The sequence below is a fragment of the Rhizobium sp. No.120 genome (assembly GCF_054558365.1).
The window spans coordinates 214,079-229,944 of sequence record NZ_BAAJNQ010000002.1 but is presented as its reverse complement, the minus strand read 5'-3'; the positions used below and the strand labels follow the sequence as shown (position 1 = coordinate 229,944).

Here is a 15,866-nt window from a genome sequence, read left to right as displayed (position 1 = left end):
GACCTCTAAAATTGCACAAATGCGGCAGCGATTATGGCAAAGCCGGAAAATTATTTTTCCGATTTTTGTGATGCTTGGCATCGGCCGATGCTTACGAGAAAATTCGTTCCATTTTTAACTGATTTTATTGGGTTTTTTCCACAAACAAGCAAATCCGCCGAATAGCCATAGTATTCCCTTAACATCACAAATGTTACAGATCGTAACATTCCGTGATCGATAGTGGCACTTTTTCGCCATTTTTGGCCTGATTTAAGCCCCGCCGCCTACCCAGGGCGCAAGTTCAATAGCTTGAGGGAAAAATCGGTTTGAAGAAAATCGCACGTTCTTTGGCAATCGCCGCAACTATATCCGCCTCATTTGCTGTCGTTTCGACTCCGGCATTTGCATCCGCTGGCTGCGGAGGCGCTTCATGGTACGGGGGAAGCTCCAAGACTGCTTCCGGGGAACGCATGAGTTCCAGAAATCTTACTGCCGCCCATCGTTCGCTCGCCTTCGGCACGCGTCTCAGGGTCACGAACAAGCACAATGGCCGCAGCGTCGTCGTTCGCATCAATGACCGTGGGCCTTTCATTCGCGGACGTGTTCTCGATCTCTCCCGCGCTGCCGCACAGAACATCGGCATGGTCGCTTCGGGTACAGCCAAAGTCTGTTATGAGGTCGTCGCCTCGAAGTAATCGCCGAAAGCCGGAACCATCCGGCAAATCGGCATGACGCTTGCTCTCTCGGCCAATCGCGGCTACCACGCGATTGAGACGTCTCAAAATCCGCCGCCATGGGCATTGCCTGCACGGGTTGGCGAGTCGTCAGCGATTTTTTTGGTAGGGCGCAGAGTCCCAAGATGAGCTCCAACGGGTTCCGGGTCATGCGCAAGCAGGAGAGTGTGAATGCGTCTGGGCGGCCGATTGCAGGGGGCCATCGAAGTTCTTGCCGATATCGAAGCGCGCAAGCGACCGGTGGCCGACGCCCTGAAGGATTGGGGCCTTGCCCACCGCTTCGCCGGCTCCGGCGACAGGGCGGCGATCGGCAACATCGTCTATGATGCCCTGCGCATGCGGCTTTCACATGCCTGGTTGATGGAAGACGACAGCGCGTCTGCGCTTGCCCACGCCGTGCTCTTCCGCCAATGGGGCCTGACGCCGGAGGCGCTGGCTGCCGAGTTGGATGGCGACAAATTCGCACCCGAGGCGCCGAGCGCCGAAACATTGGCCGCCTTTGCTGCCCGCAAGCTCGAAGACGCTCCCCTCCATATCCAGGGCGATATTCCAGAATGGGTCGAGCCCTCCTTCAGCCAAGCCTTCGGCGATGGCTGGCTTGCCGAGGCGAAGGCTCTTGCCGAGCGCCCGACGCTCGACCTTCGCGCCAATGTGCTGAAGGCCGACCGCGCCAAGGTCGTGAAGGCATTGGAGCGCGCCGGCGGGCAGCCATCGAAAATCGCGCGTTTCGGCATCCGAATTCCGGCCGGCGAAGGCGCCTCACGCCTGCCGAACGTCACAGCCGAACTTTCGTTCCAGAAGGGCTGGTTCGAGGTGCAGGACGAGGGCTCTCAGATCGTCGCCGATCTGGTTCTGCCTGAAGAAAGCGATCAGGTGCTCGATTATTGCGCCGGCGGCGGCGGCAAGACGCTCGCGATGTCGGCCGCAATGCACAACAAGGGCCAGGTCCACGCTTATGACAGTGACCGGCGGCGGCTTGCGCCGATCATCGAGCGGCTGAAGCGAGCGGGCACCCGCAACGTTCAGGTCCATGACGAGCGCAACGGCCTGCTCCAACTGCGCGGCAAGTTCGACAAGGTTCTGGTCGATGCTCCTTGCACCGGCACGGGCACCTGGCGTCGCCGTCCCGATACCAAGTGGCGGCTGACGCAGAAGAATCTCGACGAACGCACCAGCCAGCAGCAGGAAGCCTTGGCGCAGGCCGCCGAGTTCGTCCGTCTCGGTGGGACGCTGCTTTATGTTACCTGCTCGGTGCTGCCGGAGGAAAATGAGGTGCAGGTGAACCGTTTCGTCGCCCAGAATCCGGATTTCGAAGTGGTGGAAACCCTGAGCTCCTGGGAGACGCTGTTCGGCAAGGATGCCGCAAAGCCCCGCTCCTCTGACGGTAAGACCATTACCCTGACGCCGGCCTCTACCGATACCGACGGCTTCTTCTTCAGCCGCCTTCAACGGAAGATGTGAGCTGGCGGCGAACGAGCCTGCTTTCGCCGCCCTGCTGACGCAATATCAAACGCCCCACATCTGCGCATTCGCAAGCGAATCCATTTTGCTTGCGACGTTAAATCCTTGGCTCCTCGCCTTAAAATCGTTCCAAACTAGAGCATTTGACACAAGTTTGTTTTTCATACATGACACAAATTGCCAAGTTTTGACGGTGCCCCCCGCTGTCACAGGAGAGGAACATGAAACTGAAAAACAGAATTGGCGCCGCGCTCGCGGTGGCCGTGATCACGACCGCCGCATTCAGCCTGCCGGCTCTCGCAGCCGCTCCCGAGCCGGCCGCCGTCCTCAAGCATTATGCGGACCTGGCACACGCCAAGTATCAGGACTCGCTGACGACGGCGAAAGCACTCGACAAGGCGATCGACGCGCTACTCGCCAACCCCAGCGACAAGACGCTGAAGGCGGCACGTGCGGCCTGGATCAAGGCTCGTGTTCCCTATGCGCAGACGGAGGTCTATCGTTTCGGCAACCCGATCGTTGACGATTGGGAAGGCAAGGTCAATTCCTGGCCGCTGGACGAGGGTCTGATCGATTATGTCGACGCCTCTTATGGCACGGAAAGCGATGAGAACTCGCTTTACGTCGCCAATGTCATCGCCAACAAGACGATCAAAATCAACGGCAAGGATGTCGATGCCTCGCATCTGACGCCGGAATTCCTGTCGGGCACGCTGCATCAGGCCGGCGGCGTCGAAGCTAATGTCGCGACCGGCTACCACGCCATCGAGTTCCTTCTGTGGGGCCAGGACCTGCATGGCACGGGTGCCGGCGCCGGCGAACGTCCCCCTACCGATTACGATCTGAAGAATTGCACCCACGGCAATTGCGATCGCCGTGCCGAATATCTGAAGTCCGCCTCGACGCTGCTAGTTTCGGATTTGCAGGAGATGACCGACAAGTGGGCGCCGGACGGCGAAGCCACCAAGCATGTCGAAGCCGATCCGAAGGCAGGCCTGACAACCATCCTGACCGGCATGGGTTCGCTCTCCTACGGTGAACTTGCCGGCGAGCGCATGAAGCTCGGCCTGCTGCTGCACGATCCGGAAGAAGAGCAGGATTGCTTCTCCGACAATACCTATAACGAGCACAGTGGCGACGCCATCGGCATCGCGGCTGCCTATAACGGCAATTACACCCGCATCGACGGCACCAAGATGAAGGGTCCGTCGCTGCACGATCTGGTCAAGGCCAAGGATCCGGCGCTGGACAAGGAAATGGAAGGCAAGCTCGACGCGACGCTTGCTGCCATGAAGGCGATGGTGCATCGCGGCGAGACGGTCGAGAAATACGACCAGATGATCGGCGAGGGCAACAAGGAAGGCAACGCGACGGTACAGAAGGCCATCGACGGCCTGCTCGATCAGACGAAGAGCATCCAGCGCGTCATCGCCGCTCTCGATCTCGGTACGATCAAGCTCGAAGGTTCGGACAGCCTGGACAATCCGAACTCCGTCTTCAAGAAGAAGTAACGAGGGAGAGTGGCGGCGCAATCAGACGCCGCCACTCCGACACCTATGACAGGTTTACCGGCCAATCGCGCCCTTTTGCCCGCCCTTGCTGCGGGTTTTTTGGTTTTTTCCATCACGCTGGCAGCTGCCGACATCCTCAATTTTCCGACCACGCGCAGCGATCTCTCTGCCGAGGAACTGAAGCGTGTGCGCGACGTGACCCGCGCGACCAGCAATTTTCTCAAGGCTGAACCCTATGAGACGATGCAGGGCGGCGGCCTGACCTCGACCGACAAGGTCACGCGCGATATCTTCTCGCAACCCTCGGCCAAGTTAGACCAGCAACAGGGCCAGGATTTTCATCTCGGCAACGCGCTTTTTCGCAAGCTATGGGTCTCCGCCCCTTCCTCCACGCAGGCCTCCGACGGGCTAGGGCCGCTCTTCAATGCCCGCTCCTGCCAAAGCTGCCATATCCGCGATGGACGCGGCCATCCGCCTGAGGAAGCAGGCGCTGCCGCGACCTCTATGGTCTTGCGCCTTGCGCGGCCCGCCGTGACGTCGGACGAAGAGCAGGCCGTCAAGGATTTTCACGCGCTCAATTTTCCGGATTCGACCTATGGGGCACAGTTGCAGGATCTTGCCGTTCCTGGCCTCGCCGCCGAAGGCAAGGTGACCGTCAGCTATACCGAGGAGACTGTGACGCTGACCGGCGGGGAAGCCGTGACCTTGCGCAAGCCGCATTACGGCGTCAGCGATCTTACCTACGGGCCGATGGATGCAAGCACCACCATTTCGCCACGCGTCGCACCAGCGATGATAGGCCTCGGCCTGATCGAGGCCATTCCGGATGCCGATATTCTCGCCAATGCCGACCCGGACGACAGGAAAGGCACCGGCATTCGCGGCCGCCCCGCCATCGTTCGAGATCATCGCACGGGTAAGATCGCGCTCGGTCGTTTCGGCTGGAAGGCGCAGAACGCGACCGTGCGCGACCAGGTGGCCGACGCCTTTTCCGCCGATATCGGCATTTCGACACGAGACCGGCCGAACGCCTATGGCGATTGCACCCCCAAGGAAGTCCGCTGCCTGACCATGCCGACCGGTGTGCAGAAGCGGCTGGGCGACACGGAGGCGCCGGACCCGGTGCTGCCTCTTGTCACCTTTTATTCCGAAAATCTTGCCGTACCCGCCCGCCGCTCGACAAACCAGTCCGCCGTGCTGCACGGGAAGGACATGTTCTACCGCTCCGGCTGTGCGACCTGCCACACACCGAAATTTGTGACGCGGGACGGCTTGAAGAGCAGTGAGGGCAAGGATTCGCCGCAGGCTTTCCAGCTGATCTGGCCCTATTCCGATTTCCTGCTGCACGACATGGGCGAAGGCCTTTCGGATGGACAGCAGGTGGGCGTGGCATCCGGCCGCGATTGGCGCACGCCGCCGCTCTGGGGTATAGGGCTGACGCAGGCGGTGAGCGGCCGGCAGGCCTATCTGCATGACGGCCGCGCCCGCACATTGACCGAAGCCATCCTCTGGCATGGAGGAGAGGCGGAAAAAGCCCGCAATGCATTCGCCGGTCTTTCGAAGGATGACCGGCAAGCCCTCATCAACTTTCTGGAGTCCCTCTGATGCGCCAATGGAAACGTCCGGAGCATTTCCGCTCTAAACGGAGTCACGCAAACGCTCCGTCCCATTGTTTTCACGCAATTCCGGACGCAACGCCGCTGCGCACTTTTGCTGGAATTGCTCTGGCCGCCAGTCTTCTCTTGACCGTTGCGGCCTTGCCTGCCTACGCCGTGGATGAGGGTACCACTGGCGCCGGCCTGAACGAAGCGGCGGTGCCGGCCACTCTGCATAAGGCGGTGGACGATGTCATTCGCCCGGGCTACCGCACCATGCACGACTCCACATCGAAGCTTACGGCGGCAATGAAGGCGCTTTGCGCCGACCCAACGGACGCGAGGCTTTCCAGCGCCAAGGCCGCCTTCGGCAATACCGTGAAAAGCTGGTCGCGCATCGAGATCGTCGACACCGGCCCGATCATCGAACAGAACCGCTTCGAGCACATCCTCTTCTATCCCGACCGTAAGGGCGTAGGCCTCAAGCAGGTACAGGCGTTGATCGCCAAGGCGGACGAGCAGGACACGACCGTCGAGGCAGTCGCCGGCAAGAGCGTGGCGCTGATGAGCATGACGGCGCTGGAATATGTGCTCTTCGGCAACGGCTCCGATGTCCTCGGCAAGGACAAGCAGAGCTTCCGTTGCCGCTATGGCGCGGCGGTCGCCGGTAATATCGAAAACACCGCCAAGGAAATCGCCGATGAATGGGATGCGCCCGACGGCGTGCAGAAATCCTGGAAGTTTCCCGGCAAGACCAGCGACGATTTCATGGACAACAAGGAAGCCGTCACCGCATTGCTCGGCATCCTCGTTCATGGCGCCGCCAATGTTCGCGACCAGCGGCTGGAAACCTTCTACAAGGGCGAACCGGCGGCGGCGCGGCCGAAGATGGCGATCTACTGGCGCTCGGCCAATACATGGACCTCGTTCACGGGCAATATCGAGGGCCTGAAGACGCTCTGGGAAAAGGCGGACATGGCAAGCCTGCTGCCGGCAGACAAGCGCGCCGTCGCCACCAAGATCGACGGCCTCCTGAACGAGCTTGCAACGACAGCGTCATCGATCAATCCGGATATTGAGGCCGCCATCGGCAACGATGCTGAACGCGCCAAGATCGACAAGCTGCTCTCCGTCAGCCGCGACCTCGCCACCAGCTTCAGCGACGAATACGGCGGCGCCATCGGCCTTTCGGCCGGCTTCTCCTTCGCAGACGGGGACTGAGGGCGATGCGCAGCGGCCCCATCGATCGGAGAGCCTTCGTCAAGGCGGCGGGATTGACCTTCCTCGCAGCGTTGAAGCCCGGTGCCTTGATGGCGCTGGAGCGGGCCGATGCTGTCTATGCGTCCGGCATCCGCGCCGCCGACGGCTCTTTTGCAGTGGCGACTGTGACCGAACAAGGGCGCATCATCGATCAGGTCGCCCTGCCCGCACGCGCCCACGGCATGGCCTTTTCGAAGGCGACCGGCAAGACCGTCGCCTTCGCGCGCCGGCCCGGCACCTATGCGATGATCTTCGATCCCTGGAACAAGGCCGAGCCCATCGTCATTTCAGCCAGAGAAGGTCGGCATTTCTACGGGCACGGCACGTTTTCGCCCGATGGCAGGCTGCTCTATGCCAGTGAGAATGATTTCGACAACAATCGCGGCATCATTGGGCTCTATGACAGCAGCAACCGCTTCGCCCGCATCGGCGAATACGAGACCTATGGTGTCGGCCCGCACGACATGACGGTTTCCGATGACGGCCAGTTCCTGATCGTCGCCAATGGCGGTATCGAGACGCATCCGGATTTCGGCCGCACCAAGCTCAACCTCGATCACATGGAACCGTCGCTGACGCTGATCGACGCCGCGAGCGGCCAGCTGATCGAAAAGCATACGCTGCCGGCGCAATATGCGCAGGTCTCGACCCGTCATGTCGACATCGATGCCAGTGGCCGGGTCTGGTTCGCCTGTCAATATGAAGGGCATCGCAACGACCTGCCGCCGCTTGTCGGCCATTTCGCGAGAGGCGAGGACCTGACCTTTGTCACCCTGCCCGACGAGACGACGCGAGCACTTGGCAATTACGTCGGCGCGATTGCCGTCAATCGCGCTGAGAACCTCGTCGGCGTCACCTCGCCGATCGGGGGAACCTCGGTGACGCTGGATGCGAAGACCGGCAAGGTGCTGAAGGTGGAAAGCATCGCCGATGCAGCCGGGATCGCACCGGCTCCTCGCGGGTTCGCCATTTCTTCCTACGACGGCGATTTCCTGAGAGAGCACAGTGATGTGGCCTGGGATCAGCATATCGTGCGGATCAGGCGGCCTACCGTCTGATGGGACGGGGATTTTTCTTGTCGCTCTGTTGCGATTGAGCTTGTGCCGCCTCCGATACCTCCTCCACAAACTCGGAGCCTAGACTTCGTCCCAGCATCGCATCAACGCCGAGCAAACTCCGCCTGCTCCGCCGTGACGGCTGCAGCCGCCGCCTTGGCAGTTGTCCGCAACCAATCGCTACCTCGCGCCTCGAGATCGGCCAGAATGCCGGGAACGAGCGAAGCATCGTTGGCATGACAGTTGGCAATCTCGAAGCCCATCAGATCCAGCCTATCCGGCGATAGCAGCACCTCAGCATCGCCGTCGACCTCGATCTTGCGGCTATTCGGCGATAAACGCCGCACCAGCAAGCATCCGTCCACCTGATATCGCGGATCGGGTGAACGCGCCCGTCCGCCGGCGATGATACCGGTCCGGATCGCCTTGTTCGAAGGGTCGTGCTTCAGCGACCAGGCGGATTGCAGCAAGGCTTTGACTTCCCGCAGCACAGGCCCGCCGCGCCATTCGGCATAGGCGACGAAGCGCGGCCGGCCGAGGCTGCCGGTCCCGGCGAGGCGCGGCTTCGGCTCAAAAGTTGCCGCCGGATCCGGCAAGGCTTTACGCAGCGCGTCGAGGTAACGACCGGGAACGGCAGCGTCTGCCGGTGGCAGGTTGCGATATTTTTCCCAAAACGCCTTGCGCTCGGCATTCTCGAGCAGCACGGCATTGCGCAGCCACTTGTAATCGCGTTCGAGAACCACGGGAGACGGATCGCGCAAGCCGCGGCGATAGCCTGCGAGGATGTTGTCGGCAACGACCCGCGGCGTTGGCCCATTGTTGCCGCGCGCCAAGATCGCACTCACCGCAAGGCGCACGAGATCGAGCGCATAGGGCATGACAGCCGCCTCGTCAAAGTCATTCGCGCCCCAGACGAGCCGCCCCTCCTCGTCACGCCAGGTGCCGAAATTCTCCAAATGCATATCGCCGATCGCCAATATCTGCGGCGCGCCCTTGAGGTCGGGGCAGAGGTCGAGAATCGTCTCGGCCCAGCGCCAATAGGTTCCGCGCAGGAAGGGGAAGCTGCCGCCCCTCATCAGCTTGTGCTTCTTTTCCAGACCCGCCTCGACCAGATCGCCGCCGAGCTGTGCCCGCATCCAGCTTTCGTAAGCTGTTACCGATTGCAGGATGGTCGTCATCCCGATGCTCCTTGCCGCGAATTCTCTTACCTGGGATAGCATGCTGCCGTAATTGAGGAAATTCGACAGCGGCGGCAAAACCCAAAAGCTTTCCTTTCGCGATAGATGTCCCTTGTCCAAACGGCCTCTCCGTGCCAATTTCGCACCCGCGAAAAGGGGACGATATGACAGAGGCAGACAACGGCGATTTTCGGACCCGCATCCGGACAAGCTTCGCGCGGCAGGCTGCAATGGCGACGATCGGTGCGGAACTGACGCGCGTCGAACACGGTACGGTCGAGATCGAGCTGCCGTTCGATGTGAAGCTGACGCAGCAGCATGGCATATTGCACGCCGGGATCATCGCCGCCGCGCTGGATTCGGCTTGCGGCTTTGCTGCCTACAGTGTCATCGATCCCTCCGCGTCGATCCTTACGATCGAATTCAAGGTCAATCTGATGTCGCCTGGGCGCGGCGAGCGCTTCCTGTTTCGCGGCGATGTCACCAAGCCCGGCACCACGATCATCGTCGCCGACGGCCGCGGCTATGCCATCGGCGACGGGCCGGCCAAGCTGATTGCCTCGATGACTGGAACGATGATGGTCATCCGGGGCAGAGAGGGAATTAGCGGATGAAATTCGAACTGAAGCGGGTATCGGGCAAATCGATCCTGTTCGTCATGGCGGCTGAGGCAGAATATGGGCCGTTCCTGCGCTCACGCATCGACCCGCTGATGACCGGTGTCGGGCCGGTGGAAGCGGCGATCGCGCTCACCCGCGCCTTCGCGCAGCTCGAAGCGCAGGATGACCTTCCCGATCTCGTGGTGTCGCTCGGCTCGGCCGGCTCCGCCAAACTGGAGCAGACGGAAGTCTACCAAGTCACCTCGGTTTCCTACCGCGACATGGATGCCTCGCCGCTCGGCTTCGAAAGGGGCCGCACGCCTTTCCTTGACCTACCGGCAACGATCGAGCTGCCGTTGCGCATCCCCACCATTGCCGAGGGCAGCCTTTCGACCGGCGCCAATATCGTCTCCGGCGCGGAGGCCTATGAGCGCATCGGCACCGACATGGTCGACATGGAAACCTTCGCGGTGCTGCGCGCCTGCCAGACCTACGGACTGCCGTTGATCGGGTTGCGGGGCATTTCCGACGGGAAGGTCGATCTGCAGCACATTTCCGACTGGACGGAATATCTGCATGTGATCGACCGCAAACTCTCCTACGCTGTCGATGGGCTGTTTACGGCGCTGGAAGACGGCGTATTCTGGTTCTGATCGGCCCAAAGTCACGGAAATTAGGGACAATCGGGACAATAAAATCGGCCCTTGCGTGATTTGCCCGATTGCCAGGGAATGCGCTTTTCATTAAAGGCTCGCCATGACCCAGACAGCACATCCCGATACCGTTCTCATCGTCGATTTTGGCAGCCAGGTGACGCAGCTCATCGCGCGGCGCGTGCGCGAAGCGGGCGTCTACTGCGAGATCGTTCCCTTCCAATCCGCCGAAGCCGGCTTCAAGCGACTGCAGCCGAAAGCCGTGATCCTCTCCGGCAGCCCAGCCTCGACCGTGGACGAAGGCTCGCCGCGGGCGCCGCAGATCATCTTCGACAGCGGTATCCCGGTCTTCGGCATCTGCTACGGCCAGCAGACCATGTGCATGCAGCTCGGCGGCAAGGTCGAGAGCGGCCACCATCGCGAATTCGGCCGCGCCTTCCTGGAAGTGGACAAGGACTGCGCTCTCTTCGAAGGGCTATGGTCGAACGGTTCGCGCCATCAGGTATGGATGAGCCACGGCGACCGCGTTACCGCGCTGCCGGAAGGTTTCGAAGTGGTCGCGACGTCCTCGAACGCGCCTTATGCCTTCATCGCCGACGAGAAGCGCAAATATTACGGCGTGCAGTTCCATCCGGAAGTCGTGCATACGCCCGATGGCGCCAAGCTGATCGGCAACTTCATCCACAATATCGCCGGCATCAAGGGCGACTGGTCGATGTCGGCCTATCGCGCCAAGGCGGTACAGGCGATCCGCGACCAGGTGGGCGACAAGCGCGTCATCTGCGCTCTTTCCGGCGGCGTCGACTCTTCCGTTGCCGCACTGCTGATCCACGAAGCGGTTGGCGATCAGCTGACCTGCATCCTCGTCGACCACGGCCTGATGCGCAAGGACGAGGCGGCAAACGTCGTCGCCATGTTCCGCGAGCACTACAATCTTCATCTGCTGCATGTCGATGCCTCCGACCGCTTCATCGGCGAGCTTGAGGGCATTTCCGACCCTGAGACCAAGCGCAAGATCATCGGCCGCCTCTTCATCGAGACCTTTGAGGAAGAAGCCAAGAAGCTCGGCGGCGCTGATTTCCTCGGTCAGGGCACGCTCTATCCCGACGTCATCGAGAGCGTTTCCTTCACCGGCGGTCCCTCGGTCACCATCAAGTCGCACCACAATGTGGGCGGCCTGCCGGAGCGCATGAAGATGCAGCTCGTCGAGCCGCTGCGCGAACTCTTCAAGGACGAAGTGCGCGTGCTCGGCAAAGAGCTCGGCCTGCCCGACAGCTTCATCGGCCGCCATCCCTTCCCTGGCCCCGGCCTCGCAATCCGCTGCCCCGGCGGCATCACCCGCGAGAAGCTGGAAATCCTGCGCGAAGCGGATGCCATCTATCTCGACGAAATCCGCAAGGCCGGCCTCTACGACGCGATTTGGCAGGCCTTCGCCGTGCTGCTGCCGGTCCAGACCGTGGGCGTCATGGGCGACGGCCGCACCTACGAATTCGTCTGCGCGCTGCGCGCGGTCACGTCCGTCGACGGCATGACGGCGGATTTCTATCACTACGACATGGAATTCCTCGGCCGCGCCGCGACTCGTATCATCAACGAAGTCCGCGGCATCAACCGCGTCGTTTATGACGTGACGTCGAAGCCGCCCGGCACGATCGAGTGGGAGTGAGGGATACAAAGACGGCAATAGCGTAGTTTCGGCGGTGTTTTCGTCGTCGCTTAATTGCCGTTCTCGTCCGTCTTTGGCTGCCATTGTGCAAGCCTATTCTGTCGTTGTTTGTGGGATCGATCTGCGCGCACTCCCTGGAGGATGTAAAGACACTTCGGCGGGCGGGAGTATTCTGGCGTGGAATAGCGTGCACAACGGCGGGTCTGCTTTGCGCCGCAAATCGGACATCAAGCTGCATTGTCCAACTTCTAAAAGCTGACATTGCTTATGACGCATCTGAATGCCTGCCGATTATTTCGGTATACGCGTTCGAATCCCGCCCGGTCCGCCATTAGCCGCTGATTGCTCTCTATGGCGCGATTTCGCCGCCAATCACCGCATCGCTACACGCGGTGCTGACAATCGCCGATTCCACGTTACAGTCCTATATCTCTTGAAGATTGGCAATGACTGCAACCGACCCATTGCGGACGTTGGCGACGGTGCGAGTAACACCGAAGAGCCGACTTTGACCGTGTTCATCGCGGCTCTTCCGGTATTTCTTAGAGATTAGGCGTACTGACGACAAGTGTTTGACCGGATCAGAGCGACAGCCGGACCTGCAAATCGTTAAGGAGCCACCGGCCGGCCGGGCCAGGTTCATGGTCCGCCATGCGGGCGGCGTAAATGGTTAGGGCGTCTGCCGGGTCACGGGCATCTTCGGCCAGCTCGAGCCGAACCAGATCGCCGGCTGCGAGATGATCGGCGATCAGATGCTCCGGCATCCGGCACCAGCCGAAGCCAGCCAGCAGGAAATCCAGTCTGCGGCCGAGGTCGACAAAGCGCCACCGCGTGGCGATGGCCAGGCCGTAATTGTTCGCTTCCCGATCGACGGGATCGGACAGGACCAGCTGGATATGGCGCTCCAGGTCCGCGCGGGTTGCCGGACGACCAAGCGCTGCCAATGGGTGTTCGGCGCTGACCACGGGCGTCAGCGCCACACGCAGCAGTGGCGAAGCCACGACATCCCCGGGCGCCACCGGCAGCAGCAAGCAAAAGGCCAGTGCGACGTCGCCGCTGCGCAAACGACGCAGCGCCCCACCCAGGCCCTCGGTCGAGAAGCTGACGGCAAGATGCGGATAGGCCTGGTGCAGCGCGCGCAGGCTTTCGATGAGCGGGCCGGTGGGCACCAGCGGATCTATGGCCAGGGCGAGCTCGGGCTCGACCCCGCCTCGCGCCCCGGTCGCGACGGCTTCGAAACGGGCCGCGCTCGAAAGCACCAGCCGAGCCAGATCGACCAGAACCCGGCCCGTCTCAGTCAGGCGGGGGCGATGGGTGCTGCGGTCAAAGAGCTGGACGCCCTGGGCGGCTTCCAATGTTGCCACCGACTGGCTGATTGCCGATTGCGCGCGGCGCAATTGCCGCCCGGCCGCCGAAAAGCTGCCGGCATCAGCAATGGTCACCAAGATGCGCAACTGGTCGAGGCTGAGACTTCCGATCATGATCCATCACAGTAGCCGATAGAGATAATCAATTTATTATCGCTCCCGCCGCTGGATGGAAAGCCTTATATCGTCTGCATCTGTCACGGCTGTTTAGCCCAAAACCTCGAGGACGCCATGCCCAACCTTCTCGTTGTCGAAACCAGCGCGCGCGGCGAGGCTTCGATTTCCCGTCAGCTGACGAAACGCTTTGTCGCCAATTGGCTCGAGATGCATCCGGATGGCGCAGTCGTGCGGCGCGACCTGGCCGTGGATGCGCTGCCGCATGTGACCATGCCGTGGTTGTCGGCCTATTTCACGCCACCGTATGCCCATACCGCGGACATGGTCGAGCAACTGCGTCTCTCGGATGCGCTGGTTGCCGAACTGCTGGCAGCGGACGAGCTTGTCATCGCCACGCCGGTCTACAACTACAATATCCCGGCCAGCCTCAAAGCCTGGATCGATCACATCGTGCGCAAGGGCGTAACGCTTGGCTTCGACGGCAAGGGGCTGCTGATCGGCAAGAAAGCCACTGTGGTGCTGGCGTCCGGCGGCATCTATGGCGAGGCCTCGCCCATCGACCACCTCAATTTTGCGCCGCGATACCTCAAGGCCATTCTCAACGTCCTCGGCATCACCGACGTGAGGGTTATCCATGGCGAAGGTGCCAAGGCCGTGGATATGGGTGAAGCAACGATGGACACGTTCATAGACGCCGTCATTCCGAAGCTCAATAGCGCTGCGGCAGCCTCAGTGATCCTCACTTCGCTCCAGGCCGTGGAAGGCTAGCTTTAGCAGGCGCTCGCTGCGTGCTGTGCCTTCCGCTGTAGGCGGTAGTTGGGTGAGCAAGGCGAGCAACTGCAGAAAGTCCTCGGCATCGACCGGCTTCGAAACTTCGCCCGCATCGACGCAAGCGTCCATCAGAAGCCTGACGGCGTCGACCATGGGCCAATAGGTTTCCCGGAAGTCTTGGTCGGTCATGGCGGCCCGCAGCATATCCGCGACACCGTGCTTCTTGCGGCCGTAATCGACGAACCGCTCCGCCCATCTTCGGAAGGCTTCGAGTGGCTTGAACGCCTTGAGGAGCGACGGTGCGAGGCTCACCAGCTCGTCTATACTATCACGATAGATGCCGAGGACGAGCGATTCCCGGGTCGGGAAGTGGCGGTACAGCGTGCCCTGTCCCACGCCCGCCGCCTTGGCGATGGAATGCAGCGAGGCCGCTGGATCGATTGCAAGGGCGTCTCGTGCGACAGCCAGGATACGGTCGCGATTGGTGCGGGCGTCGGCGCGACGCTTAAGGGTTTGGGTCATGAGCCTTGACTAAGCGGACAATTGTCCATATCCATATCGAGAAATCGGACATATGTCCGTTTCTATACGGTGGAGGCATTTATGCAATATGTAAAGCTCGGCAATTCGGGACTCGACGTGTCGCCCGTCTGCATCGGTTGCATGGGGTTCGGCGATCCGGCCAGGGGCCATCCGGCCTGGTCAGTGGAAGAAAGCTCGAGCCGGGAGTTGATCCATCATACCCTCAGGGCCGGGATAAATTTTTTCGACACAGCCAACATGTACTCCACCGGCACAAGCGAGGAATTCCTCGGGCGCGCGATCAAGGGTTTCGTGAACCGGGATGCCGTCGTCATCGCCACGAAGGTTGCGGGCGCGACACGCAACGGCCCCAATGCGATCGGGCTATCGCGCAAGGCCATCATGGCCGAAATCGATCACAGCCTGCGGCGGCTCGGTACGGACTATATCGATCTCTACCAGATACACCGCCGAGACCAGCTGACCCCGTGGGAGGAAACGCTCGAAGCGCTTCACGACGTCGTGAAAGCGGGCAAAGTACGCTATCTCGGCGCGTCGTCGATGAAGGCGTGGGAGTTTGCCAAAGCGCTGCACATCCAGAAGTCCAACGGGTGGGCGCGCTTCATCTCCATGCAGCACAATTACAATCTGGTCGCACGCGAAGAAGAACGCGAGATGATCCCGCTCTGTGTCGATGAGGGTGTGTCGACCCTGATCTACAGTCCGCTCGCGCGCGGGAAATTGGCCCGTCCATGGGGGGCGACGACGAAGCGGACGCAGACCGAACCGTCCGGCGCCCAGCAAAATCCGGATACGGCGGCCAGCGATCGGGCAATCGTCGAAGCGGTAAATGCCATCGCTGCGGAACGTGATGTCGGCGCCGCCGAGATTTCCCTGGCGTGGTTACGTCGAAATCGCGTGGTCGCCGCGCCGATCGTGGGCGCACTGAAGACCAAGCACATCGACGATGCGGTGGCTTCGCTATCCGTCGTATTGAGCGACGAGGAAGCGGAGCGGCTCGAGAAGGCTTACACGCCCCGCCTGGATCAGCAGGGAATATCCACTCCGGCCTTGTTGCATCGCTCCATCGAAGCATCGACTGGCTTCAAAAGGGATGCTCCTCTCGTTTAGGTCCGTCCGCTTCCGGTCCCTTGTATTAGGCGCGTGTGCGCCTGGAACGGTAGCTAGCCTTCCAATGCATAGTCGCCAAAATCGCGTGACGGCACTTTCTCTATGGCCAGTCAGTGCGAGCAATTACAGCTTTGACGAGTTCTTGAGGCGGTAGACATCAATCGCTGGTGGATTGCCAAAAAATCTCTTCGAAAATACGTGAGCAAAAACAACATCGTATGAATTTCACGGTACGTTTGCCGGTTCCTCACAACGAATGCGACG

Annotated in this window: 14 protein-coding genes; 11 read left to right on the top strand and 3 right to left on the bottom strand. The window is 61.0% G+C overall.

The features are described from left to right. Window positions 1-308 precede the first annotated feature (308 nt). The 6 genes from ACYJRZ_RS06795 to ACYJRZ_RS06770 all read left to right on the top strand — a co-directional run bounded on the left by ACYJRZ_RS06795 (window position 309) and on the right by ACYJRZ_RS06770 (window position 7,601). Entirely contained in the window at window positions 309-677 is a 369-nt protein-coding gene (locus ACYJRZ_RS06795; RefSeq protein ID WP_095433727.1) for a septal ring lytic transglycosylase RlpA family protein, read from the top strand. Between the two features lie 210 nt (window positions 678-887). Continuing rightward, window positions 888-2,177 (top strand): RsmB/NOP family class I SAM-dependent RNA methyltransferase, encoded by a 1,290-nt coding sequence (locus tag ACYJRZ_RS06790; protein ID WP_459457368.1) that lies wholly within the window; start codon window positions 888-890, stop codon window positions 2,175-2,177. A gap of 221 nt (window positions 2,178-2,398) precedes the next feature. Beyond that, on the top strand, window positions 2,399-3,688 hold the full coding sequence (locus ACYJRZ_RS06785; RefSeq protein WP_459457366.1) for an imelysin family protein: 1,290 nt from the start codon (window positions 2,399-2,401) through the stop codon (window positions 3,686-3,688). 45 nt (window positions 3,689-3,733) lie between these two features. Then, entirely contained in the window at window positions 3,734-5,293 is a 1,560-nt protein-coding gene (locus ACYJRZ_RS06780; RefSeq protein ID WP_459458667.1) for a di-heme oxidoreductase family protein, read from the top strand. Continuing rightward, on the top strand, window positions 5,293-6,504 hold the full coding sequence (locus tag ACYJRZ_RS06775; protein WP_459457364.1) for an imelysin family protein: 1,212 nt from the start codon (window positions 5,293-5,295) through the stop codon (window positions 6,502-6,504). Before ACYJRZ_RS06780 ends, ACYJRZ_RS06775 begins: the two co-directional genes overlap by 1 nt. A gap of 5 nt (window positions 6,505-6,509) precedes the next feature. Next, complete coding sequence (locus ACYJRZ_RS06770; RefSeq protein WP_459457362.1) at window positions 6,510-7,601, top strand: DUF1513 domain-containing protein; 1,092 nt, start codon at window positions 6,510-6,512, stop codon at window positions 7,599-7,601. Between the two features lie 101 nt (window positions 7,602-7,702). On the opposite strand, the gene ACYJRZ_RS06765 is transcribed toward ACYJRZ_RS06770, so the two are convergent. Beyond that, window positions 7,703-8,776, bottom strand: coding sequence for a DUF2252 family protein (locus tag ACYJRZ_RS06765; protein WP_459457360.1), 1,074 nt, complete (start codon window positions 8,774-8,776; stop codon window positions 7,703-7,705). 164 nt (window positions 8,777-8,940) lie between these two features. Here ACYJRZ_RS06765 and ACYJRZ_RS06760 point away from each other — a divergent pair, with 164 nt between their 5' ends. The 3 genes from ACYJRZ_RS06760 (at window position 8,941) to guaA (ending at window position 11,694) form a co-directional block, all read left to right on the top strand. Next, window positions 8,941-9,390, top strand: a complete 450-nt coding sequence (locus ACYJRZ_RS06760; RefSeq protein ID WP_459457358.1) for a PaaI family thioesterase — start codon at window positions 8,941-8,943, stop codon at window positions 9,388-9,390. After that, window positions 9,387-10,028 carry a 5'-methylthioadenosine/S-adenosylhomocysteine nucleosidase gene (locus tag ACYJRZ_RS06755; protein WP_459457356.1) on the top strand — a complete coding sequence of 214 codons (642 nt, stop codon included), beginning with the start codon at window positions 9,387-9,389 and terminating at the stop codon, window positions 10,026-10,028. The genes ACYJRZ_RS06760 and ACYJRZ_RS06755 overlap by 4 nt, the downstream gene beginning before the upstream one ends. Window positions 10,029-10,131: 103 nt before the next feature. Then, on the top strand, window positions 10,132-11,694 hold the full coding sequence (guaA, locus tag ACYJRZ_RS06750; protein WP_459457354.1) for a glutamine-hydrolyzing GMP synthase: 1,563 nt from the start codon (window positions 10,132-10,134) through the stop codon (window positions 11,692-11,694). A 581-nt stretch (window positions 11,695-12,275) separates the two neighbouring features. Here guaA and ACYJRZ_RS06745 read toward each other — a convergent pair. Then, entirely contained in the window at window positions 12,276-13,175 is a 900-nt protein-coding gene (locus ACYJRZ_RS06745) for a LysR family transcriptional regulator (RefSeq protein WP_459457352.1), read from the bottom strand. A 117-nt stretch (window positions 13,176-13,292) separates the two neighbouring features. On the opposite strand from ACYJRZ_RS06745, the gene ACYJRZ_RS06740 reads away from it, so the two are divergent. Beyond that, window positions 13,293-13,946: an FMN-dependent NADH-azoreductase gene (locus ACYJRZ_RS06740; RefSeq protein WP_459457350.1), complete on the top strand. Its 654-nt coding sequence runs from the start codon at window positions 13,293-13,295 to the stop codon at window positions 13,944-13,946. Here ACYJRZ_RS06740 and ACYJRZ_RS06735 read toward each other — a convergent pair. Next, on the bottom strand, window positions 13,908-14,471 hold the full coding sequence (locus tag ACYJRZ_RS06735; RefSeq protein WP_459457348.1) for a TetR/AcrR family transcriptional regulator: 564 nt from the start codon (window positions 14,469-14,471) through the stop codon (window positions 13,908-13,910). The genes ACYJRZ_RS06740 and ACYJRZ_RS06735 overlap by 39 nt on opposite strands. Window positions 14,472-14,552: 81 nt before the next feature. Between ACYJRZ_RS06735 and ACYJRZ_RS06730 the strand changes: the two genes are divergently transcribed. Continuing rightward, on the top strand, window positions 14,553-15,602 hold the full coding sequence (locus tag ACYJRZ_RS06730) for an aldo/keto reductase (protein ID WP_459457347.1): 1,050 nt from the start codon (window positions 14,553-14,555) through the stop codon (window positions 15,600-15,602). The last annotated feature ends 264 nt before the right edge of the window (window positions 15,603-15,866 follow it).